Annotated in this window: 24 protein-coding genes and 1 riboswitch; of the genes, 4 read left to right on the top strand and 20 right to left on the bottom strand. The window is 45.7% G+C overall.

Annotated elements, in window-relative coordinates:
* Nucleotides 1-109: 109 nt before the first annotated feature.
* The 18 genes from ACAW68_03535 to ACAW68_03450 all read right to left on the bottom strand — a co-directional run bounded on the left by ACAW68_03535 (nt 110) and on the right by ACAW68_03450 (nt 17778).
* Nucleotides 110-553: a hypothetical protein gene (locus ACAW68_03535; GenBank protein ID XGA16641.1), complete on the bottom strand. Its 444-nt coding sequence runs from the start codon at nt 551-553 to the stop codon at nt 110-112.
* A 51-nt stretch (nt 554-604) separates the two neighbouring features.
* The gene (locus tag ACAW68_03530) at nt 605-1558 is read right to left on the bottom strand and encodes a diacylglycerol kinase (protein XGA16640.1); all 954 of its coding nucleotides are present in this window, start codon (nt 1556-1558) and stop codon (nt 605-607) included.
* 106 nt (nt 1559-1664) lie between these two features.
* Nucleotides 1665-3107 carry an Asp-tRNA(Asn)/Glu-tRNA(Gln) amidotransferase subunit GatB gene (gatB, locus tag ACAW68_03525; protein XGA16639.1) on the bottom strand — a complete coding sequence of 481 codons (1443 nt, stop codon included), beginning with the start codon at nt 3105-3107 and terminating at the stop codon, nt 1665-1667.
* Complete coding sequence (gene gatA, locus ACAW68_03520; protein XGA16638.1) at nt 3107-4564, bottom strand: Asp-tRNA(Asn)/Glu-tRNA(Gln) amidotransferase subunit GatA; 1458 nt, start codon at nt 4562-4564, stop codon at nt 3107-3109. The genes gatB and gatA overlap by 1 nt, the downstream gene beginning before the upstream one ends.
* Complete coding sequence (gene gatC / locus ACAW68_03515; protein ID XGA16637.1) at nt 4564-4875, bottom strand: Asp-tRNA(Asn)/Glu-tRNA(Gln) amidotransferase subunit GatC; 312 nt, start codon at nt 4873-4875, stop codon at nt 4564-4566. Before gatC ends, gatA begins: the two co-directional genes overlap by 1 nt.
* 51 nt (nt 4876-4926) lie before the next feature.
* Nucleotides 4927-6330 carry an RsmF rRNA methyltransferase first C-terminal domain-containing protein gene (locus tag ACAW68_03510; protein XGA16636.1) on the bottom strand — a complete coding sequence of 468 codons (1404 nt, stop codon included), beginning with the start codon at nt 6328-6330 and terminating at the stop codon, nt 4927-4929.
* Between the two features lie 125 nt (nt 6331-6455).
* Nucleotides 6456-7286: a Cof-type HAD-IIB family hydrolase gene (locus ACAW68_03505; protein ID XGA16635.1), complete on the bottom strand. Its 831-nt coding sequence runs from the start codon at nt 7284-7286 to the stop codon at nt 6456-6458.
* 78 nt (nt 7287-7364) lie between these two features.
* The gene (locus ACAW68_03500) at nt 7365-9395 is read right to left on the bottom strand and encodes a Xaa-Pro dipeptidyl-peptidase (protein XGA16634.1); all 2031 of its coding nucleotides are present in this window, start codon (nt 9393-9395) and stop codon (nt 7365-7367) included.
* Nucleotides 9396-9491: 96 nt separating this feature from the next.
* Nucleotides 9492-10310: a DUF4097 family beta strand repeat-containing protein gene (locus ACAW68_03495; GenBank protein ID XGA16633.1), complete on the bottom strand. Its 819-nt coding sequence runs from the start codon at nt 10308-10310 to the stop codon at nt 9492-9494.
* A gap of 4 nt (nt 10311-10314) precedes the next feature.
* Nucleotides 10315-10941, bottom strand: a complete 627-nt coding sequence (locus ACAW68_03490; protein ID XGA16632.1) for a DUF1700 domain-containing protein — start codon at nt 10939-10941, stop codon at nt 10315-10317.
* Nucleotides 10941-11249: a PadR family transcriptional regulator gene (locus tag ACAW68_03485; GenBank protein XGA16631.1), complete on the bottom strand. Its 309-nt coding sequence runs from the start codon at nt 11247-11249 to the stop codon at nt 10941-10943. The genes ACAW68_03490 and ACAW68_03485 overlap by 1 nt, the downstream gene beginning before the upstream one ends.
* 136 nt (nt 11250-11385) lie before the next feature.
* The gene (locus ACAW68_03480; protein XGA16630.1) at nt 11386-12774 is read right to left on the bottom strand and encodes an Nramp family divalent metal transporter; all 1389 of its coding nucleotides are present in this window, start codon (nt 12772-12774) and stop codon (nt 11386-11388) included.
* 304 nt (nt 12775-13078) lie between these two features.
* A complete protein-coding gene (locus ACAW68_03475; GenBank protein XGA16629.1) occupies nt 13079-13564 on the bottom strand; it encodes an N-acetyltransferase family protein in 486 nt (161 codons plus the stop codon).
* Between the two features lie 51 nt (nt 13565-13615).
* Nucleotides 13616-14101 (bottom strand): universal stress protein, encoded by a 486-nt coding sequence (locus ACAW68_03470; GenBank protein ID XGA16628.1) that lies wholly within the window; start codon nt 14099-14101, stop codon nt 13616-13618.
* A gap of 91 nt (nt 14102-14192) precedes the next feature.
* Complete coding sequence (locus ACAW68_03465) at nt 14193-14705, bottom strand: DUF1456 family protein (GenBank protein XGA16627.1); 513 nt, start codon at nt 14703-14705, stop codon at nt 14193-14195.
* Nucleotides 14706-14763: 58 nt separating this feature from the next.
* Nucleotides 14764-15684 (bottom strand): ribokinase, encoded by a 921-nt coding sequence (rbsK, locus tag ACAW68_03460; GenBank protein ID XGA16626.1) that lies wholly within the window; start codon nt 15682-15684, stop codon nt 14764-14766.
* An 83-nt stretch (nt 15685-15767) separates the two neighbouring features.
* The gene (locus ACAW68_03455) at nt 15768-16760 is read right to left on the bottom strand and encodes an aldo/keto reductase (protein ID XGA16625.1); all 993 of its coding nucleotides are present in this window, start codon (nt 16758-16760) and stop codon (nt 15768-15770) included.
* Between the two features lie 46 nt (nt 16761-16806).
* A complete protein-coding gene (locus ACAW68_03450; protein XGA16624.1) occupies nt 16807-17778 on the bottom strand; it encodes a ribose-phosphate diphosphokinase in 972 nt (323 codons plus the stop codon).
* 219 nt (nt 17779-17997) lie between these two features.
* On the opposite strand from ACAW68_03450, the gene ACAW68_03445 reads away from it, so the two are divergent.
* The 4 genes from ACAW68_03445 (at nt 17998) to ACAW68_03430 (ending at nt 21794) form a co-directional block, all read left to right on the top strand.
* Nucleotides 17998-18933, top strand: coding sequence for a dihydroorotate oxidase (locus ACAW68_03445; protein ID XGA16623.1), 936 nt, complete (start codon nt 17998-18000; stop codon nt 18931-18933).
* Nucleotides 18934-18956: 23 nt separating this feature from the next.
* A riboswitch (TPP riboswitch) is annotated at nt 18957-19046 on the top strand.
* A 108-nt stretch (nt 19047-19154) separates the two neighbouring features.
* On the top strand, nt 19155-19718 hold the full coding sequence (locus ACAW68_03440; GenBank protein ID XGA16622.1) for an ECF transporter S component: 564 nt from the start codon (nt 19155-19157) through the stop codon (nt 19716-19718).
* Between the two features lie 2 nt (nt 19719-19720).
* Nucleotides 19721-21133 carry an ATP-binding cassette domain-containing protein gene (locus ACAW68_03435; GenBank protein XGA16621.1) on the top strand — a complete coding sequence of 471 codons (1413 nt, stop codon included), beginning with the start codon at nt 19721-19723 and terminating at the stop codon, nt 21131-21133.
* On the top strand, nt 21126-21794 hold the full coding sequence (locus ACAW68_03430; GenBank protein ID XGA16620.1) for an energy-coupling factor transporter transmembrane protein EcfT: 669 nt from the start codon (nt 21126-21128) through the stop codon (nt 21792-21794). The genes ACAW68_03435 and ACAW68_03430 overlap by 8 nt, the downstream gene beginning before the upstream one ends.
* Nucleotides 21795-21894: 100 nt before the next feature.
* Here ACAW68_03430 and xylA read toward each other — a convergent pair whose 3' ends face one another.
* Together xylA and aroD are read right to left on the bottom strand one after the other, a co-directional pair.
* Complete coding sequence (xylA, locus tag ACAW68_03425) at nt 21895-23280, bottom strand: xylose isomerase (protein ID XGA16619.1); 1386 nt, start codon at nt 23278-23280, stop codon at nt 21895-21897.
* 256 nt (nt 23281-23536) lie between these two features.
* Nucleotides 23537-24250, bottom strand: coding sequence for a type I 3-dehydroquinate dehydratase (gene aroD / locus ACAW68_03420; GenBank protein XGA16618.1), 714 nt, complete (start codon nt 24248-24250; stop codon nt 23537-23539).

Genomic DNA, 24250 nt, shown 5'->3' with positions numbered 1-24250 from the left:
CATCCCTGGTGCAGGATGCCGTTTAAGATTACGCTGTATATTTATAATAGTCCAATTCTGTGGAAAAACAACTATTTACGCTCGATGGTTGTATGTTAATTTCATGAATTTAATGCAAATCATGACGTGTGACCACATTATGGTTCAACAACGTCTTTAGCATGTCCGCCAATTTACCAGCTTGTTGCATTTCACGAAGCTCCGCTACCAACGCTTGATCATGATTGGTTAATGAATCGCTTAGTTCCAATGATTCCAGATATTCATCAGCGACTGACAACAGGTCATTCAACTTTTTCTCAAGTAGTGGCACCATATCTGCCGCCTCAACGTACATGGTGAACGGCGTTACCCCATTCTGCTGCTTAGCATTTGGTTGTTGCACTGAGACATATAAACTTTGTGGTGTTAACGCATCCTTTTCTTGGGCAGCAATTTGGCTAATGGCGACTTGCATATCCCAGGCACGCTTTATATGATGCGCCAACTGTTTATAATACGTTTGCTTTGAACTCGCCGGTTGCTCGACTTTTTTAGTTTTTCCAAACATCATTCCATCTCCAAAAAAGAGCCTACCTTCGTTCGGCAAGCTCTTGTCTACTAATTAATCTTCATGTAAGTACAAAGGCAAATCAATTAGGCTATCATCTGGCATTTCATCCACGTTGGCAACCATTGCAATGTGCGCCTTGTGATCCTTGAATACAACGGGTGCATCCCCACCATATTCACCATCCAAATTAATCATTACCTTAGCATTCTCATCCAACGGCTTGATTGTGACGTTTTCTGACTTCACGTAAAGCAAGTTTGGATTATCAACGTGCTTTCCAGTCAACACTTCAGAAATCAATTGCAAGATTTCGGCAAACTTTGTCGTCTTAACAACCAACAATGTAAACTTACCATCATCCAATTGGGCATCCGGCACGATTTGTTCGAAACCACCAACTGAGTTCGTCAATGCCAAGAAGAACATTGATGAACGACCTTCAAAGACACCATTATCGTATTCAACACGCAAGTTCATTGGTGCGACACGCGTCAACATTTCGGCGCCCTTAACGACATAGGCCAAGTAACCGTACATTGACTTCAACTTTGATGGCACTGAATAAGTCAATTCTGACAAAGAACCACCAGCTGCAATGTTGATAAAGTAGGTGTCGTTGGCTTGTCCAACGTCCATTTGCGCTGCCTTCCCCTTCAAAATCACCTTTGCGGCTTCCAAAGGATCTTCACGTGGGATACGCAAAGCACGTGCGTAGTCATTAGTTGTACCAGCTGGAATAATTGCCAACATTGGACGCTTCTCCAAAGGTGCAATACCATTCACAACTTCGTTAATAGTACCGTCACCACCGGCTGCAACCAACAACTCAAAACCAGCTTCGGCAGCACGACGCGCCTCATTCAATGCAGAATTTGGTTCAGCAGTCGTCGCAAAAGCACTCGTTTCATAACCAGCCTTCTCATAGACATTCAAAATATCAACCAAGTCGCGACGAATGGCTTCGCGACCAGACGTTGGATTGTAAATGATACGCGCACGCTTCATGGTGTTCTCTCCTCAAGTTTTCAATATATGTATTGCAGACACCAAGTATATCGATGTCTGCATAAATTAATCTTATGTTTTGTAATCGCAGATGTCTATGCTCTTATTATGGCTTACGTGCATTTAGACCAGCCATCAACAATTCGTTAACCACGTTAGGGTTGGCGTTACCCTTGGTTTCCTTCATGATCTTTCCGACCAAGAAACCAACAGCACGGTCCTTACCGTTGTGGAAGTCAATGATTGATTGCTCGTTGTCATCCAAAATGCCGTCAATAATTGGCGTCAAAATAGCTGGGTCTGACAATTGCTTCAAGCCGTTAGCTTCAACGTATTCGACTGGGTCTTCACCTTGCGTAATTGCTGCAAAGACCTTCTTAGCCATCTTCGTTGAAATCGTACCGTCATCGATCAACTTGATCATGCCGGCCAAGTGAGCTGGGGTCAAAGCAGTCTCTTCCAAATCAACTTGCTTCTCGTTCAAGAAGGCGTTAACGTCACCCATCAAGTAGTTAGCTGAACGCTTTGGATCAGCACCCTCAGCAACCGTTGCGTCAAAGAAGTTAGCCATAGCCAACGTTTGCGTCAACACTTCTGAGTCGTACACTTCCAAACCAAGTTCATCAACGTAACGAGCCTTACGTTCAGTTGCTGATTCTGGCAACTTGGCACGCACTTCTTCAACCCATTCGTCCGTGATGTGAACTGGCGTCAAATCTGGCTCTGGGAAGTAACGGTAATCATCAGCCGTTTCCTTCTCACGCATCAAGACAGTCTCGCCCGTCGCTTCATCGAAACGACGTGTTTGTTGCTTGATTGTGCCACCAGCCATGTAAATCTTAGCGTGACGTTCTTCTTCGAACGCCAAAGCCTTACGAACATAGTTGAATGAGTTCAAGTTCTTCAACTCGACCTTAGTTCCGTATTCCTTAGAACCAACTGGACGAATTGAGATGTTGGCGTCAACACGCATTGAACCTTCTTGCATCTTAACGTCTGAGATACCCGTAAATTGGATAGCTTGGCGCAAAGCTTCAAGGTATGCGTAGGCCTCGTCTGGTGATGAAATGTCAGGTGCACCAACGATTTCAATCAATGGTGTTCCTTGACGGTTCAAGTCAACGTATGAGTAACCATCAGTCCCGTGGGTATTCTTACCAGCGTCTTCTTCAACGTGAAGCTCAGTAATACCAACGCGCTTCTTCTCACCCTCGAACTCGATTTCCAACCAACCGTTACGGCCAATTGGCTCTTGTTGTTGCGTGATTTGGTAAGCCTTTGGGTTGTCTGGGTAGAAGTAGTTCTTACGATCCCAGTGCAAATCGCGTGTCACATCAGCATTCAAAGCCAAAGCGGCCATCATACCGTATTCCAACGCACCCTTGTTAGCTTGTGGCAAAACACCAGGGTAACCCCAGTCAATAACGTTCGTGTTGGCGTTAGGCTCAGCACCGTATTGGACTGGTGAAGGTGACATTGCCTTTGAGTTGGTCTTCAACTCAACGTGGACTTCAAGTCCGATTGTCGTTTCAAAGTTAGGCACAGCCATTACTTGTTACCTCCTGGTACTTGTTCAAACAAACGTGTTGCTTGCTCGTATGCGTATGCAGCACGGTAAATCGTCTCTTCTTGGAAACGGTTTGCGATAAATTGCATACCAACTGGCAAACCATCAACGAAGCCGGCAGGTACTGACATACCTGGCAAACCAGCCATGTTAACTGGAATCGTCAATACGTCGTTCATGTAAGTTACTTCTGGATCATCTTCGTTAGCACCGAAGTTGTAAGCAACGTTTGGTGTCGTTGGCGCGATAATCAAATCGTACTTAGCGAATACGTTTTGGAAGTCCTCGTTCATCAACGTACGAACTTGAGCAGCCTTCTTGAAGAATGCATCGTAAGTTCCTGCTGACAATGAGTACGTTCCCAACATGATACGACGCTTAACTTCGTCACCGAAGCCTTGTGAACGTGTTTGAACGTACAAGTCATCCAAGTTCTTCACACCTTCAGGACGGAAGCCGTAACGAATACCATCGAAACGTTGCAAGTTTGATGAAGCTTCGGCAGAACCCAAGATGTAGTATGCAGCAACACCATACTTGGTGTGTGGCAATGATACTTCTTCAACTTCAGCACCCAACTCTTCAAGCTTGGCGATACCAGCCTTGATTGTTGCCTTAACATCTTCGTTGATTCCGGCACCAAAGTATTCAGCTGGCACAGCAATCTTCATGCCCTTGATGTCGCCGTTCAAGTTAGCAGCGAAATCAGGAACCGCTTGGTCTGAAGACGTTTGGTCCTTCTCATCTTGACCAGCCATAGCTGACAAAACGCGGGCGTTGTCCTTAACCGTACGTGTGAAGACACCAACTTGGTCCAATGATGACGCAAAGGCGATAACACCCCAACGTGATACACGACCGTACGTTGGCTTCATACCAACAATACCGTTGAAGGCGGCTGGTTGACGGATTGAACCACCCGTATCAGTTCCCAATGCAAATGGCACTTGACCAGCTGCAACAGCAACGGCAGATCCACCTGATGAACCACCAGGAACCTTTGTTTGGTCCCAAGCGTTCTTCGTCTTCTTGTAGTATGACGTTTCAGTTGTTGAACCCATGGCAAATTCGTCCATGTTCAACTTACCAACACCAACTGCACCGTTATCACGCAACTTTTCAACAACCGTTGCGTCATAAATTGGCTTGAAGTTTTGCAAAATCTTTGAGGCAGCCGTCGTCGTCACACCCTTGGTTACCAAGTTATCCTTGATACCGTATGGGATACCTGACAAGATGTTGTCCGGGTCGATACCAGCTTCATCAATTGCAGCGGCTTCTGCCAATGCTTCGTCCTTCATCACCGTGATGAAAGCTTCATACGTGTCGTCTGTGGCAGCAATGTTATCCAACGTTGCTTGTGCCAATTCAACAGCCGTAATTTCCTTGTTAACGAGTTGCTCGTGCAAGGTTTCCAAATCTGTGTGCAAGAAATCCATTAGCCCTCTGCTCCTTCATCAAGAATAGCTGGCACCTTAATCAAGGTATCCGTGTGTTCTGGTGCATTTGCCAACAATTCTGCTGATTGGTGTGCGTTAACCGCAACGTCATCGCGCAAAACTGTGTGCATTTCTGTCACTGAATACGTTGGCTTTACGCCCTCCGTATCAACTTCAGCCAAAGTCGTCACCACTTCGAAAATCTTCTCCAAGTGATCTGTAAACATGTCGGCTTCAGCGTCCGTCAAAGTCAACTTTGCCAAGTTGGCAACGTGTTCAACTTCTTCACGTGTAATTTGCTCGTTTGCCATGTGTATTCCTTTCAAGCTGTAATAGGTTTATTTTACCAAAAAACCGCACTATTAGTACATATCGTCTGACAAGTCTTCTGCTTTGTCTTCACGAACCAAAAAGCGCAATCCCTTTGGATAGAAATTCTTCATTTGGCCATCAACCAACTTACCGAAACCAGTTCCGTTGCCACCGATTTCAAGCAAGTACCAACCGTTCTTATACTGGTCGCGGTCACGAATCATAAACGTGTCACCGTGAACGTATTGCGCCCACTCTTCGTCAGTCAATTCGTAACGACGCGTAAATTGGTCTGGGTGAAGAGCCAACGCCAAGGCCAAACTTGGTTCAAAGCGCTTCTTCTTCAAAGTTCCCAAGTGAACCCCAACACGCATCACTTGAAGTCCCGTCAAATCAGGCGTTCCTTCTGGGGCTGCGTAAATTTGGTCACCAAAGGCAATCAACAATTCTGGGTCGTAATCCGGCATGAAGTCTGCACGGAATGCTTGCCACAATTCGCGTTGATCCTTGGTCAAGTTAGACTTCGCCAACTTAGGTTCCTTTGAAACGTAATCTTCATCCGTTTGATTTGAAATCAATTTGGCCATAAAGTGTCCTTCACCATCTGAGTGGTGTGGGAACAAACGCGCCGTCTTCTTCAAATCAGGGTTACCATCGGCCCATTCTGGCTTTCCATCATCCATACCTTCGTACTTGTCGGCATCAACAATTTCCAAATCAGGACGTTCGTTAATCAACCAAGCAATGATGCGCTCATCTTCTTCTGGTGCGAACGTGCAAGTTGAGTAAACCAATTGACCACCCGGCTTCAACATCTTAACGGCTTCTTCCAAAATTTCACGTTGGCATGCAGCGTTTTCTTCTGGGTAGTGTTCGTGCCAGTACTTGATTGCAGCTGGATCTTTACGGAACATGCCTTCACCAGAACATGGTGCATCCAACACAATTTTGTCGAAGTATTGTGGGAACTTTGGTGACAACTCTTGTGGTGAGTGGTTCGTCACAATCGTATTTTGGATACCAAAGCGCTCCACGTTTTCACTCAAAATAGCCGCACGCTTACGGAAGATTTCATTTGAGACCAACAGTCCCTTTTGTTCCATAAATGATGCCAAGTGCGTGGTCTTTCCACCAGGTGCAGCGGCCAAATCTAGCACGCGCTCGCCTGGCTTGGGGTGAGCAAGTTCACCAACCAATTGGGCTGATGGCTCTTGTGAGTAAATGACACCCGTTGTGTGATCAACAGAGTGGCCCTTTACGGCACCAAAGTTTCCCCACTTACCCCATGGCACCTTGCCGTCGGCCTTGGTATCGTATAAATCCATATTGGCCTTCAAGGGGTTTTGACGGAACGCCTTCACGACAGGCTTATCGAACGATTCAATAAAAGCATCTGCCTCATCGCCAAGTAATTGACGGTATTTTTCTTCAAATCCTTCTGGTAACTCCGCCATTCGGTATCTCCTTAAATCTAAGTATTCTTATTTATTTTACACGTTTTTCATCTATTTTAAAAACCTGACCTGTTGCATAAAAAAACGCACCCGCAATTAATATGCAAGTACGTTTCTAATGTTAATTACAATGACAATTTCAACAACTTCTCAAGATAACGAGCCAAGCCGTCTTCTTCGTTGGTGTATTCTGTCATATCGTCGGCGATTGCCTTTAGTTCGGGGTTTCCGTTCTTCATCACAACACCGTGAGTTGCGTAGCCAATCATCTCGAAGTCGTTCATTTCATCCCCAAAGGCATAGATATCATCCTTCTTAATGTCGTAGGCCTTACGCAAGATGTCCAAACCAGTATCCTTTGAAACACCAGCTGGTGCCACTTCAAGGACTGGTGATTCACCACCCCAAGTCTTCACGTTCACGCGATCAGCACCGTAGCGCTCCGTTACAAAGTGTTGAATTTTTGATTGGTGCAAGGCATTTTCGGCGTGAATCAAGATGGCATTCACGTCCGTTTGCAAGTTCAAACGATCCAGCATCTTACGGTTCGCTTCGTCTTGTGGGAAGAAAATTGCATCTTCTGTATTACGTTGTGGGCCATTACCATTTGCCCACACGTCATTTTTGCTTTCCGCAACGACAGTATCAATACCCATCATTTGTGCATTTTCAAGCAGGTCAAACGCAATTTCACGATCGATATTAAATGAGTACTCGTGTTCCCAGTGTTGACGTGGCTTGTGGCCCAATGATCCGTTGAAGTTAATCATTGGTGACTTCAAGCCCAACGTGTCGTAAATATCCATCGACAAACGCATGGGGCGTCCCGTGACAATTGACACAATGTGCCCGTCAGCTTGTGCAGCTTGCAACGTACGACGGGTACGGTCTGAAACCTCACCTGCATCATTCAATGTTGTCTTATCTAAATCAATTCCGATTAGTTTGCGTTCCATGCGTTAGACCCCTCTTTTGACTCAATTGGTACTATGTTAGCACATTTCGGACAAAAGAGAACCGAAATTCCTGATGACCTAGTCGTTCACAATTGGGACCAGCAATTGACTGTTAGTCGTATCAATCGTGTAGCGAATATCTTGGTTACCACGCACCGTCATTTCAAAGTCCGTTCCATATAAAATAACGCCCAATTGATGACCCGCCTTCAAACGATAAAGCGTTGGCTGCAACGTCAAGTTAAGCGTCACATACTCATCAGCTGCCAAATCATCAACTTGCCAAGGCGCGGTGCGGTTTTGCAAGTTCATGTGGCCGATGCTAATCATCTTTTCCGTCGTTGGCTTTTGCAATTTGAACTCTACCAAAGATGTTGGCTGCCACTCCGTTCCACGGTCAATTTGTTGACCAAGTGGCGTTGGCGTTGCACCCAAACGTTGTGCCTCACCATAATCAACCAACATCGCGCTCACCAAGCCAAAGTTTTCAGATGACTTGATGCGCAACTTTACCGTCACTTCACCATCAATCACCATGTCATTTTCGAATGGCGCTTCCGTGAACACCAAACGGTTAACTTCAAAACGGTCATTCTCTTGCTTCAACATTTCAGCACACCAATTGTTGAAGTCACGCTTGTAGGCCTCAAAATCGGCATCGATTTGCCAATCTTCGTAGCTCATCTCATCATCCCCAGCCAATGGGAAGGCCACCGTTTCTGTTTGCCCCCAATTTTGACGTGTTTCCCAAGTCTCAGCTTGGTCATTCGCCTGCCAAGTCACATCCGGCAATTGGTCCTTTGTGCGGTGCCAGTCACCTGCATCGTGCATACGTGAGTAAACTAATTCCGCCAACACATCCATGTCCTCACCCGGGAAACCACCTGGTGCAATAACCAGACCATTATCACGATAGTATTGGTACCAATCTGAGATGGCAGCTTCAGAAATCACGGTTTCCAAACCAGCTACGCCAGTTGTCGCTACTGCTGTCGCCAAGGTTCCCAAATACGACTTTCCGGTCATCGCAACCTTGCCATTTGACCAGTTTGCCTTGATAGCATAACCCGAAGTGCGGTCTGTGAAAGCAACACGATTACCTGCCAACCATTCGACGACTGCCTTCATCGAAAGGACTTGTTCTGGCGAACCGGTGTCTTGCATGCCATCTGAATGACGCGTACCCACACCTGAAGAGTATGCAACCGCGAAACCACGTGCCAAGAAGTAATTGTTGATGTCGACATGACTCGTTGCCTTGAAACTTTCTGTTGTTTCATCAACTTCAGCGATAACCTCATGTTGTGTCGAATCCGGTATCGTCACCCCTGAGAATGCAATATCTTCATAGCGCACATTGTTAGGTGTCTTGTGACTTAGCGGCACATCAACCGTGTGCAATTTAGCATCATTCGCCTCGTTGTTCAATCCTTGATAGTAAGGTGACGCCGTAAACAAGACTGGTACATCAACCGACGTATCAGGTCGCAAAATTTCAACGCGAACCAAATCTCGAACACCATCTTCATCCGTATCCACATCCGTTTCGACATACACAACTTCTTTAATTAGCGCACTGGTATCAAAAGTCGCCATTGCTTTCCCGTTGAAAAACAGTGGCAAATTCGTCTTAGCAAAGTAACCACGGCTGGCCAAATCATCGATAAATTGCAATCCGCCGGCTGTGTGCGTTGTCAGCAAAGCATACCAAGCCGTAAGAACATCATCTACGTCCCACTTGCCACGCTTTTCGTATAGCGGTAGGCCAATTTCATGAACTGCTTCTACTGGTTGATCAATTTGGTAATCAACAGCTTCCGTAAAACCAAGCAATTGCAGTGCAACGGCATCAAAAATCTCAGTTGTTAGTGGCGCCCCACTCTGCAAAAATGTTGCAACATCCCGATTGTTATCAACCGCTAACTCACGTAATTTTGATGTTGCGTCCCGGTACTCTGGAAAGGCTTGAAGCAACAATGCTTGCCAAACGGCCGCTGCACCAGCACCCATTGCATCAGTCACGGTCTCATCGTAAAAACCGATTTCTGTCAGTTCATGCACCTGCTGTTCGAACGGGGTCTCAACCACCGCATATTGATTTATCTTCATTAATTTGGAACCCCAATTTGTTGGTTTCATTATACCAAAAATGAGATTTTTATGAGACAGCAAAAAAGCCGGATATTAAACCCGACTTCATTGTGATTAATTTTCAATTGAGATGACACCGTTGGTCGTTTGAATCTTCAAAGCCTTCGTTGCATCACCAGTTTGGTAGCTCTTATCATCGTCACCGTTTTGTACATCTTCAACATGCACATAACCATTGTGTGTTGCTGCATCCAAACCTGGGAAATGGCTATCCTCAAGCTTGATCATGCCGTTCGTTGAGGTGATGTCACTCGCATCCGTCAACGTTAAATTTTCAGCCTTGAATGCACTGTTTTGACTCTTTGAATGCACGGCATGCAAGTTCGTATCTTCAAGTGCAATCGCACCATTCGTTGTCGTGATGTTTAGTTGCTCACCTTGTAAGTTTTCAAAGCGCACACCACCGTTTGAGTTGCTTACCGTCGTGTTCTTAACGTTTTGTCCTTGGACAATCATGCCACCATTCGTTGTCGTAATCTTCAAGCTATCCAAGTTAGCTGAGAACGGCACCGTAACCGTGACCTTTGGATCATAGTTACCAAACGAGAAAATCATGTGGTGATTGTCATCTGGCGCATCAATACGCAACGTCTTATCTTGTAAATTAGTCAGTACCTTGTTTGACGTGCCAGTCGCCTTCACACTCCATTCCGTACCACGGACGATTTCAACCAAGTTGTTACCAGCATCGACCTCAAGGTTTTGTACTTGGGCATCCTTAAATGTTTTGTGTGTCGTTGAAACGTTAACAATCTTAGGCCCCTTGTCCCAAGCAATGTTTGTTTCCGCACCGGCACTCAAACCACCCACAATCATCACGCCGCCAAGCACCATACCGGCAGCGCCAATAATCAAAGTTTTCTTCAAATCCATGCGCTTACACCTCCTGTGCTGGTTCGACACGATTCTTGCGAACCAACTTGCGACCAATCCACTTTGCAAAGACAATGACTTGCTCAAACAACCACTTCGTTGCGCGCCATACTAGTGGCGCAAAGAAAATCGTGGCTGCCGTTGCGACAATTCCAACTCCCATAAAGAAGATTCCCGTTGCAACTGATTGGAATAGCAAGATAATACCTGAAATAAATGAAAAGACGCCTACTGCCAATGCAGCAATAATCGTTGCATAAATTGCGAAGATAACACTAATGAACGCAACGAATACACCAAACAAGGCTGCGATTAACCCCAATGCAACTGGAATCAAAACTGGTGACGCAAACAATCCTAGAATGATCAACCAAATCAACGTTGCACGATTCTTGGTACGCTTACCAGCTGGCATATCAGTTGCTTCTGGTGCATCGTCCACTTGAATAAAGTACTCCAACTTCAACTTGCGGGCGAATTCCTTTGGCGTGCCATATTTTTCAATGATTTGTTCGGACGTTAACCCAGCGTCCATCATTTGTTCCTCATAAAACTGTAGCAGTTCTTCGCGTTCGTTTTCTGGCACCCCAGCCATATAACTTCTCACGTCTGCCAAATACTCATTAACCATTATTGTTCCTCCAATAGTGAGTCAACTGCGCCACGGAAAGCGCCCCAGCTATCTTTAATTTCTGTCAAATGCGCTTGCCCCTCAGCAGTCATTTTGTAATAACGTCGGATGCGACCTTCAAAAGGCTGATCGTATGTTTCGACATAGCCATCTTTCTTTAGGCGGCGTAGCACTGGATACATCGTCGACTCACTGACGTTCAGCAAGTCTTGCATGTTTTTCGTAATGATATAGCCATAGGTATCTTCCTTGGCTAACATCGCGAGAACCGAACCGTCCAATACAGTCGTCGGTACTTGAATATTCATACCTGTCTCCTTCGTGTGATATAACACTATTTATGATATAGTATATATTATACGAGATATAATGATATGTCAAACATAAGCACTTGAAACAAAAAAGACTTCGCAGCGAACACTGCGAAGTCTTGATAAATATCTATTAGAACATGTTACGAACCGTTTCGACGATCAATTGGATGTTCAATCCAGTCAAAACGATAAATACTAGCCAAGCAACCGTTGTCATCCACTTAGGGTTAACGAAGTCTTCACCCATCACCTTCTTTGATGATGTGAACAAAATCAATGGTGCCATCGCAAATGGCAAAGCAATTGATAGGAAGACTTGCGAGTTAATCAATAGGACGTCCAACTTTGACTCATCACCACCGTAAATCAATGTAAAAGCGATAACTGGTGCCAATGCCAATCCACGTGTAATCACACGACGGGCCCACATTGGAATCTTCAAACGCAAGAATCCAGCCATGACAACTTCACCAGTCAACGTTCCTGTAATCGTTGAGTTTTGACCTGACGCCAACAACGCAACGGCGAACAACGTTGACAAGATTGGTGACGCAATTGCACCAGCAACCTTGCTATCTGACAAAGCTGAGTACATTTGACCAAACGTTCCAACTGAATCAGCGTGACCGAAGAACAATGATGCTCCCAAGATCAACAACATTGAGTTAACAACGAAGGCCAACGTCAATTGAATGTTTGAATCCCATGTCATGAAGCGAACGGCTTCCTTCAATTCAGCCTTGTTCTCACGGTTAATCTTACGTGTTTGTGAAACTGATGAGTGCAAGTACAAATTGTGCGGCATAACCGTCGCACCGACAATACCCAACGTCATCAACAATGGTGAATCAACACCCTTTGGTGCGTGCGTGCTTACAGCTTGCAATTGTGGTACGTATCCACCCAACATCGCAACGATGTCTGGGTTTGATGAGATAACCAAGTAACCGAAGATAACCAAAATCGTCAAAATCAATGTAATAACAATTGCTTCAATCTTACGGAAACCGAAACGCATCAACAACAATAGCAGGAATACGTCAAACGCTGTCGTCAAAACAGACGCAATCATTGACCAACCGAACAGCAAGTGCAACGCAATTGCTCCTCCGATAACTTCGGCAATATCAGTGGCAATCAACGCCAACTCAGTGATAATCCAAAGAACGAAACCACCTGACTTACTCGTACGAGCTCGTGTAGCTTGGGCCAAGTCTTCGCGCTTAACCATTCCCAACTTACCAGCCATGTATTGCAACATCATTGCGATCAATGATGACACCAATACGACTGACAAAAGCGTGTAGTGATAGTTCGCACCACCCGCAACAGACGTTACCCAGTTACCTGGATCCATGTAACCCACGGCAACCAAGGCCCCAGGACCTGAAAAGGCCCACAACTTACGCCAGAATGAACCGTTCTTTGGTACCTCCACAGAACCGTTCACATCGCCCAAACTTGCGTCAGCAGTTGCATCGCCGACGAAGCCTGGCTTCTTTGTCATTTCTTCAGACATGACAAACCCTCCTACTATGTTTTAAAAACTCATAGCGAGGTTTTCCCCAGTGTACTATTAACTTTTATCTTAGTTCATAGTGCTAAATAAAATTCATAAAGGATTTCGTCCAATCTTTTCAGATTGAAGGCTTATGACTTTCACTTAACCGGGGCTCCTCACCCGCAAGAGTTAGTATACAGGGTGAATGTTTTTTAAGCAATAGTATTTTTTCACATAAGTCAAAAATTATTCATACGTATGATATTTTTTAGGTTTTCACTTCCAAAAAATAAGAAAAGCACATGTCGCCATGTGCTTTTCATTAGTCGACGAACCAATCCATTAAATAGTCATCAACAAAATGACCATCTAAATAAAATTCATCTTTTAATTCACCAACTTGTTTAAAGCCGGCTCGTTCATACAGGTGCATTGCTTTGGGGTTCGTTCCCAAAACCCGTAAGGTGATTTTGTGCATTTTCTCTTGGCGTGCCAATTCTTGTAGCCACGCTAACAATTGGCCACCAACACCTTGCCCTTGCGCAGCCGGTGCAACACCAAGGCCGATGTCCCACTTATACCGATGACTTGGAAAACGAGACGAAAATTCAACGTATCCCAATACAGCATTATTCTCGTCAACTGCAACGCCATGACGGCGTCCTTCTGCCATCATTGCCGCTTTAAACGAACTCGCATCCGACCATTTTTGCATGGCAACTGGCGCATTCGTATCATTCCAAACGACCTCGTCAATTGCCAAAATGCCAGCGTAATCTGCTAGTGTATCCGCTTCTCTAATTTCCATATTTACCCCCAAATTAAAACCCCATACCAACGGCACAGGGCTTCACTTCTATTACTTCTTAGGCTCTTCCAAATCGCAACGGGCGATCATTGATGATACCTTGGCGTGACGCGCAACGTAAACGGCTTGAGAACCCAATGATTCCCACCACCCCTTCTTTGAGTGCGCCCCAACAATAATCATGTCAGCGTTAACGCGTGGTGCGATTTCTTCAACCAACACTTCACCGGCACGTTGACCGCTGTCAAAGACAACTTCAACATCCTTAACACCGTGTGCTTCTGCATATTCCTTGTAACGCGCCAAGTTGGCTTCCAATTGATCTTCAACCGCTTGAACAGTTGGCAAGCTCAACACATCAACTGCTGACAACTCCCCCAATTCCAAAATTGATGCGATGATCAACTTTGCGTCGTCCTCAACAGCTTGGTGAATCGCGTTCGCCAAAGCCACGTGACCTTGTTGTGATTCATCCACACCTACCAAAATACGTTGAAAATGCATTGGTTCAATTTCCAAATTCAATTCAGCTACCATGTTAATATCCCCCATATCTATATGATGAGGCAAGTATATCAAACCAGCGGTATTTTTTCAGTGCGTAACCTGCGAAATTTATTAGAATTTTCTAATCGACAATTTCAGTCGTCTCGCCATCGCGGAAAGTGATGGCCAACCCACCAAGCAACTTACGCATAAATTGATCCCCAGCAACCAAGTACTTAGGGTGGCCCTTACGACGCAACATCGCACCAACTTCACCCTTTGACACCTTGAAGCCAGCTGCTTCCCAGAACTCAATCAAGTCTTCATTGCTGTAAGTCATCGCAATCTTCAACTTCTTGATTACGACATTGTTGATGTCATTATCGCGTTGCATGCTGTAGTCAGGTTCAACTGGTTGCCCATCTTCGTCCTTCTTTACACCACGTTGTGAAATGATCAAACCATTCATGAACTTCTCCAAATCGCGACGTGACAACTTTTCATCACGAGGTGTATCTGGTTCTTGCTTGGTCATGATGTCTTGGTATTGGTCCTTGGTAATCGTCAAACCACCAAGTTCAAAAATCTTAATCATGTCAGCATTCTTAATATTGTAGATAAAACGAATGCGACGCACGATATCATTGTTATTCATTCTTGTTCTCCTGTTAAAAAACGCCGGACAAGCGTCCGACGTTTGCGTTCATTCTTTATTATGCACGTGAAGCGTTAACTTGGTCCAACGTTGGGATTGATGGTTGTGCACCAGCCCCTTGCACCGTAATTGCGGCAGCTGCGTTGGCAAAGCGCACGGCTTCTTCAACGTTACGCATGTCGGCGTCCAACTTAGTCGTCAATGCACCGATAAACGTGTCACCAGCGGCCGTCGTATCAACTGCCTTCACCTTCAAAGCTGGCACGAAACCATTTTCGCCATCCGCCATGTAGAAGTAAGAACCACGCTCACCAACTGTGATGATGACGTTCTTAGCACCCATTTCTTGCAAACGCTTAGCAGCACTTTCCATCGACAAATCATCCGTCACTGGAATGCCAGTAATGATTTCAGCTTCCGTTTCGTTTGGTACCACCAAATCAGTCACGGCGAACAACTCGGCTGGAATGTCCTTCGTTGCTGGTGCTGGATTAAGAACCGTCATCACGTCAGCTTCCTTGGCACTCTTGAAAGCATTCAAAGTGGCAACCATTGGCGTTTCAAATTGTGCAATCAACACATCTGATGCCTTGATGGTATCCTCAGCAGCTTCAACGTTTGATTCGTTAACTTGGCGGTTGGCCCCACCCAAAATCAAAATTGTGTTGTGTGAGTCAGCTTCCAACATGATGTAAGCCGCACCAGTTGCGACACCTTCAAGTTCAGCCACGTGGGTTGTATCAACACCATCTGCCTTAAGTGCATCCAAAAGCAATTGCCCATTTGCATCTTGGCCAACGGCACCGATAAAGTTAACATCCCCACCCATGCGCTTTGCAGCGACGGCTTGGTTAGCACCCTTACCACCAGGGGCAGTTGAGGCATCGTCCATCGCCATCGTCTCACCTTGTTGTGGCAAATGTGGAATGTGCAGAATTGTGTCAGCGTTCAAAGAACCCAAAACTGTAATCTTCTTCATGTTGTTCGCTCCCTTACTACTTATCAACTTAGTATAACAGAAAAAGTGCCCTACTACCCGCTTGGATAATAGGACACTTTCAATTAGTTGTTCTTCAAAATTTGATCAATGGTTACCAACTCTTCAGCTGACAAATCCATGTTATCGCGGACCTTCACGTTGTCCAACAAATGGTCAACTGATGAAGCGCCGATAACGATTGATGGGACGCGGCGGTCGCGAAGCAACCAAGCCATAGCCAATTGCGCCAACGTTTGACCGCGGTCTGCAGCCACCTTGTTCAACGCGTTCAACTTAGCAACCGTACCTTCTGGATCTTCCTTGATGAAAGCATTCGTACGGTGCAAAGGCATGTCAGCTGGGAAACCATCTAGGTAACGGTCAGTCAACAACCCTTCAGCCAAAGGACCGTAGGCAATCAAACCAGCGTGGTGCTTGTCCAATTCTGCCAACATATCCGTCGTTTCAGCTTCACGGTTAAACATGTTGTATGACATTTGGTTACCAATAAATGGTGTGTGCAATTCATCAAAAATTGCCCCAATTTCAGCAACTTGTTCCGTCGTGTAGTTTGAAACACCAACGTACAAAGCCTTACCTTGGCGAACCATCAAGTCCAATGCTTCAGCCGTTTCACGCAAGTTTGTGTTCGGATCCCAACGGTGCGCGTAGAAAATGTCAACGTAGTCCAAGTGCATACGTTGCAATGACATATCCAATGCGGCCGTCAACGTCTTCTTACCAGAAAACTCCCCTAGTGGACCTGGCCACATGTGGTAACCGGCCTTTGTCGTAATAACCAATTCATTACGGTATGGCTTCAAGTCCTTCTCAAACACAGCACCGAACGTCTCTTCAGCAGAGCCATCTGATGGACCGTAGTTTGATGCGTTGTCAAATGAGAAAATACCATTATCAAACGCCTTCAACATCACTTCACGTGAGTTAGCAAGTGGCTTTTGATCGCCCAAGTTACGCCATAGTCCGAAAGACAATGCTGGCAAAATCAAACCAGAATCGGCCGCGCGACGGTATGGCATCATATCATAACGATTATCTGCAGCTGCATAAACCATGTGATTACCCCTCAAGTTAATTAAAATTCATATACCTTAGTTAACATTATAACTTAGCTTCTGGATTATTGCGTGACTTCAACAAAACATCCAAAGCGCGGTTATCGTGAATACGTTGAATAGCCTCGGCCAACAACGGTGCCACTGACAACGTTGTGAACCTAGCACTTTGCTTTTCAGCAGGCAACGTCAACGTGTCTGTAAAGACAAGGCGCGAAATGTTATCATCTCCTGCCAAACGTTGCGCAGCATCACCAGACAAAACGGCGTGTGTTGCCACAACAAAGACATCCGTTGCCCCATTTGCACGCAAAGCACGCGCTGTCATTTGGACACGGCGACCAGTATCGACAATATCGTCAACGATAATCGCACGGCGACCAGCCACTTCACCAACAATGGCATCAGGCGACTCTGGTTTTGTCATGGCAACGTGGTCGTTTACCACACCCCATGGTGAGTGCAACAAGTCAGCAAACTTGCGGGCACGACCAGCACCCGTGTGATCAGGTGAGACAACGACCAAATCATCCGTCATATTGCGGCTGTAGAAGTAGTCTGACAACAATGGTGCGGCTTGCAAGTGATCAACTGGGATATCAAAGAATCCTTGCAATTGATCAGCGTGCAAATCGATTGCAACCACGCGGTCAACACCATTCATTTCAAGCATTGAGGCCACCATCTTAGCCGTGATTGGCTCACGTGACTTTGCCTTGCGGTCTTGGCGGGCGTAACCCAAATATGGAATCACCACATTGATTTGCCCAGCAGAAGCACGACGCAACGCATCAATCACAATCATAGTTTCCATGAAAGCGTCGTTCACTTCTTCAGCGATTGGTGCCACGATGTAAACATCATCGCCACGAACGCTTTCCAAAACTCGCTCATAAATTTCACCATCAGCAAAACGTTGAATATCAATTTGACTCAACGGTTGGTGCAACTCTTCGGCCACTGCACGCGCCAACTTATTGTTAGCTGACAGACCGAATAACTTAATTTCACACTCCACGAACGAATTCCTCCATTTTTTTGCGGTAGCTTAAAAAGCTACTTTACGGTTACTTCTATTCTACCAAATATCAGTGATAAATTCGCCTGGTAACTGTATTTGAGAATTAATTCACGAGTAAAACGTTATACCCAAAAAACAGTATAGTCATAGGCCTTGAAACCTGGTAGACTTAAAAAAATTTAATTTCACAAGAAGACTTTTGGGGGACAAAAAGCCATGACAACTTTGACTGCGAGCATTGCTGGTTTTGATTTTGACAACGTATTATTGAACGCTGCTGGCGTATATTGCCAAACAGCATCTGAATTGGACCAAATTCTAGAGGCCAGTGGCGCTGGCTCATTGGTTACGAAGAGTGCCACACCTGCTGAACGCGATGGTAACGCCGGTATCCGTTTTGCTGAAATGCCATTGGGTTCAATCAACTCAATGGGCTTGCCAAATCTTGGCTTGGACTACTACTTGGACTACATAATTACGCACCAAGATGAAAAGCCATTGTTCCTTTCAATCGCTGGTCTAACAAAGGCTGATAACTTGGCGATGTTGCGCGACGTTCAAGCTTCTGACTTTAACGGTTTGGTTGAATTGAACTTGTCTTGCCCAAACGTGCCAGGTAAGCCCCAAACGGCCTACGACTTCGACACAACGCGTGAGATTTTGACTGAGGTCTTCAGCTTCTACACGAAGCCTTTGGGTGTGAAGTTGCCACCTTACTTCGACATCGCCCACTTCGACATGATTGCTGAGATCTTGAACGACTTCCCATTGGCCTTCGTGAACACGATTAATTCAATCGGTAACGGTTTGGTAGTTGATCCTGAAACGGACACAGTTGTTATCGCGCCTAAGGGGGGCTTCGGTGGCCTTGGTGGTGAAATCGTTAAGCCAACAGCCCTTGCTAACGTGCGTGCCTTGCGTCAACGTTTGCGCCCCGAAATCAAGATTATCGGCACTGGCGGCGTGACGAACGGCCGTGATGTGTACGACCACATCCTTTGCGGTGCTGACTTGGTTTCAGTTGGAACGTCACTTTACTTCGAAGGACCCGCTATCTTCGAACGCTTGAACAACGAATTGATCGCCATTATGGCCGAAAAAGGTTACAACCACCTCGACGAATCCCGCGGACAGTTGCAAACCCTCGCCTAACCCCCTATACTTGTGTTAACGAATCAAACAAGCTGGGGTGCCGTTACGGCTGAGATAATACCCATGGAACCTAAGCAGGGTAATGCCTGCCGGGGAGCTTGGTTTGTTTACGATTGAAGTAAACGGACCCCAGTATCGGACTGCGTTTTGCAGTGATGCTGGGGTCCTTTTTTATTTCCATGGCTTTGGGCGATTCGGAATATTATTTGGAGGTTTGCGTCATGCAAACAGTTGTTGAAAACAAGCGCGGTTGGGCGCTTCGAGATGTTATTTTCCTAGCCATTATTGCAATTTTCTTTGGGGTTATCTACCAATTATGGGGTGCCTCATACTACTTCTTGTCAGCGACCCCACTTAAGCCATGCGCTAATGATATGACCATTGGCGTTTGGTTGATGGCTGGTCCATTGGCCGGTGTGTTGTTGCAAAAGTTTGGTGCAACGACGATTGGTGAAGTATTGGCTGCCGTTGTTGAAATGTTGCTTTTCTCAAGCTGGGGTGCCGCAACGTTGATTTACGGTTTCGTACAAGGAATCGGTTCAGAACTTGGTTTTGCCCTCACAGGTTACAAGAACTGGAGCAAGCTTGGTTTGAGCCTATCAGTTTTGACGAGCACGATTGTGACGTTTGCCTGGGACTTGGTTAACTCAGGTTACATGGCCTACAAGCCCGGCATGTTGATCACGTTGTTCGTGATTCGTTTGATTTCAGTCGCTTTGTTTGCCGGTGTGTTGGTCTACTTGATTAACGCCTTGGTTGCGAAGTCAGGTTTGATGAAGCGTTAATTATGACATCATTACGTGTTGTAGATTTCAGTTTCGCTTATGAAGCTGATCAGCCAAGCATTTTGAATAAGATAAATTTGGATTTGACGCCCAGCAGTTTTAACTTGATGGTTGGCCCTTCTGGCTCAGGTAAGTCAACGTTGCTCAAAGCGATGGCTGGCTTACTACCAAAATTCGGTGGTATCGTCACAAATGGCGATGTCTTGTTAGAAGGTCAATCTATTGGCCCAATCGCACCATTTGAAAAGGCCAAGCGGGTTGCGATGCTGTTTCAAAACCCAGACCGCCAATTCGCAATGCGCACAGCCCGTGAGCAAATCACGTTTGCATTGGAAAACTTGCAGTTACCTGTCGCCGACATCAAACGTCGTGTCACAGATGCGATTGCGCAATTGGACTTGGATGGATTAGCTGACCAAGAACTACTAACGCTGTCTGGTGGTGAAAAGCAGCTCGTGGCCTTGGCGACAATTTTTGCGATGCAAAGTGACATCATTTTGCTTGATGAACCATTCGCCAATGTTGATCCGGATGCCCGCCAATTGTTATTACAAGATCTCAAAGATTTGCAACAAACAAATGGCACGACGATTTTGATTTCAGACCACGACTTGTCTGGATACGCCGACCTCGTTGATACCCTTTACCAACTCGATACGGCAACTGGTACGTTGCATGAAGCGAGTCGCGATATGCTAACTAACATCGCACCATCCCCAGCCTTTGGTGGCGCACCAGTTGGGGATGGACCATTGCGTTGGCAAGATTTTGGCGTTGCAGTTGGCGACCGCCAATTGTTGCAAGATGCAACCTTTACCGCACCTGCTGGTCAGATTGGGCTGATTTCAGGTGCTAATGGTATTGGCAAGTCAACATTCTTCAAGGGACTCACCCATCAACGCGCGTATGATGGCCAAATTCTTTGGGAAACCGTTGATGGTCGCAAAGTTAAACAAAAGATTTGGTCACAACGTCTTGCGCTAGTCTTTCAATCAGCCATCGATCAATTCGTGACGATGACCGTTGCGAGTGAAATTGCACTCTCGAAAAAGTTCAGTTTGCAAGCAACTTACTGGACGGATGACCGTGTTGCAGATGCGCTTGAAAAGTTGCAATTAAACAACTTGCAGGACCACGTCGTTTATCAACTATCTGGCGGACAACAAAAGAAGTTGCAACTACTGACCATGTTAATCATGGGCCAACCTGTTTTGTTGCTCGATGAACCGCTCGCTGGTTTGGATAGTACATCCGTCAATGTGTTGATGAACTTGCTACAAGAAACGATTCACCAGACCAATCAAACCGTTTTGATGATTTCACATCAACGCCAAGGTCTGACTGGGTTTGTCGATTATGAACTACATTTTGCCGACCAACACTTAACGCTAATCGGAGGTGTCCAACATGTTTAAGTTGAATCCGACCGTTTTGCTCGTTATTCTGATTGGGATTGGTTTTCAAACCGCCTTTAGTCAATCAATTACGTTGAATATCGTTGTTGCTGTCATCGGTCTACTATACCTACTGCTACAACGTGTTTCCGGTAAAGTCATCGTGATTATGTTGTTAGTTGCTGCCCCACTTGCCTTTGGAACATGGTGGTCATTCATTGCTTTTGGAACTGGTGACACGCATCGCATTGCGTTGGTTTATGCCTCACGTCTTTACGCCTATCTACTGCTTGGCGCAGCGCTGACATTAACCACGCACGTGAAAGATTTGCTCATCAGTTTGCACTTGCATGCCAAGTTGTCATCAACATTCACTTATGGCTTGTTGGCAGCCTTCAATTTGTTCCCTCGTGTACGACGCCAAGTCCAAACGATTCGTTACGCCGCCTCATTACGTGGCATCACCTATCACTTTTGGAGCCCACAATTGTATTTCAAAGCAATTGTCAGTGCTCTACACTGGTCTGATGACTTAGCAATGGCGATGACGTCACATGGCTTCACGGAAGGCTTTCCACGAACGCAAACTGCGACTGATCCTTTGCCAATCTGGCATTGGGCCGTTGCTATCATTTTGATTGTTGGCTATGCCATCGTGGCATGGATTATCAAACCTTATTAAAAACAAAACGTGCCTAGCAGGTTCTCACAGGAGCCTGCTAGGCACGTTTTTTATTTTTAACAGATGATTATTTTTGAGAATGTGAGGTTATTGCAATTAATTACTTGTTGAAAGTCGTACCCAAAACTGAGTAGATGTAGTTGTTCAAGGTTGCCTTGATAGCTTCCAAACGACCAGATTGAATCGTTGCGAAAATTTCGTCGTTCGTCTTGTTCAAGATGTAATCTTCAAAGTCCTTGAAGGTTACCTTATCAGCTTCGAAGTCGGCACCGATGCCTGAATCGAATGATGCGTAACGCTCCTTGTAGATATTCTCCAAGAAGTTATCCTCGACCATCTTCAACGCAACACGCAAACCAGCGGCGTAAACATCCATACCGGCCATGTGGGCGTAGAACAAGTCATCAGGCTTGAATGACGCACGGCGAACCTTTGAATCAAAGTTCAAACCACCAGTTGGCAAACCACCGTTCTTAACGAACTCGTACATAACCAATGTTGCTTCATAAATGTCATTAGGGAATTCGTCGATGTCCCAACCAGTTTGCTTGTCACCCATGTTGGCATCCAATGATCCCAACAAACCAGCTTCACGGGCGAAGCGAGCTTCGTGTTCGTAAGTGTGGCCGGCCAAGTATGCGTGGTTTCCTTCCAAGTTCAACTTGAAGTCGTTTTCCAAACCGTACGTCTTCAAGAAGGCAATTGTCGTTTGGACATCAGTATCGTATTGGTGTGCCGTTGGCTCCTTTGGCTTTGGCTCCAACAAGAATTGACCAGTGTAGCCAATTTCGTTAGCGTAATCCTTGGCCAACTTGAAGAACTTGGCGATGTGATCCAACTCACGCTTCGTATCCGTGTTCAACAATGACTCGTAACCTTCACGACCACCCCAGAATACGTATGATTCTGAGTTCAAACGCTTAGCAATCTCCAATGAGTGCTTGATTTGGGCTGCAGCATAAGCGAAGACGTCAGCAAATGGTGTCGTAGCACCACCGGCCAAGAAACGCTTGTTCGTGAACAATGATGATGTGTTCCATAGCAACTTCTTGCCAGTTTCGTGCATCTTTTGCTCAATCTTGTCGACAACCTTATCCAAGTTGGCGTTCGTCTCAGCCAACGTGTTACCTTCTGGTGCCAAGTCACGGTCGTGGAAGGCGAAGTATTCAACACCCAACTTGTCCATGAACTCAAACATGTAATCAACCTTCTTCAAGGCTTGTTCCATGCTTGTGACATCATCAACACCATCAACATCCCAAGGACGTACGGCAGTTCCTTCACCAAATGGGTCAACCAAACGTTGGTCCATCGTGTGCCAGTAGGCAACTGAAAACTTCAACCAATCCTTCATTGGCTTCGTTTCTCCGTTGATCGTTACAGGCTCCTCAGGGTTATAGAAGTTATATCCCTTGGCGTCCAAAAAGTTAATCCCCTTCTTTCCGCCAAGGTACTCAACCTTAGGGAAGTCAAACAGTTCTGACATAATGCTTTCCTCCAAAATTAGAACAATATCTTCGTTGGCAGCTAAAACTTCGTCAGCTTAGTTGAGTTGATTTGTCCGGCCAACCAACTTACAACACCCATTATAGGAGCATAATTTCCAAATGCAAGCCCTTTCATTATTCAAAAGACAGCTTATTTTGAAACACCAAAAATAACTGATAGTTAAATAGTTCTAGTCTGAAAACTTGTACACAAAAAAATAGTGCTGAACACTTTGCCGTTCAGCACTATAAAGTTTATTCAAAATGTGCTTTTAGTTGTGTCACACCAGGTTGTCCTGGCGCTGATGACTCACCAAGGCTCGCGAATGTTAATTGGGAACCATATTGATACCCGTCGAAACGTGACCGCTGACCAAGTTCGCCCATCGCCATTGTGATTAACGGCTTTGCTTGATCAGCTGCCTTAGTTGCATCCAACAATCGTTGCACATCCTCATCATCATTTGGCATCACAGCCAGTTTTACAACATCAGCTGGTGTCGCAATCATTTCTTGCAACGTTGCAGCTAAATCAGCGGGCGTCTCGTCAAAATAATGACGTGAACCAATCACGGTAATGCCCTGTGATTGCGCATCTTCAATCACATCCCCAACTTCTTCAAGCAGCGCAACTTCGACATCCACCGCCGCAACACGACTTGCAATCGCCAACTGGTATACCCAGTGATAAGCGATGCTATCAAAGTCTTCTTGCCCGCCTTCAGCTGTTGTTCGCCACGTGACAATCAACGGCTTATCCGCATTAAAAGCAATGGTTTGCATTTGGCTAGCTTGTAACTCACCCGGATCAGCTAAATAATCCACGCGCCATTCAATCACGTCGGCTTGACTCTCGTTGGCTTGTTCCAACATCACCAACACATCATTCACGGTTTCACCCATGACTGGCACCGCAATCAACGGGCGCTCGGGCCTCGCAATGGCTGACCCAATTTTCAAATTCGTCAT

The organism is Weissella confusa (assembly GCA_041871065.1).
Taxonomy (GTDB): Bacteria; Bacillota; Bacilli; order Lactobacillales; family Lactobacillaceae; genus Weissella; species Weissella confusa_A.
The sequence above is the reverse complement of the archived record's forward strand: the minus strand, read 5'-3'. Positions and strand labels throughout refer to the sequence as shown.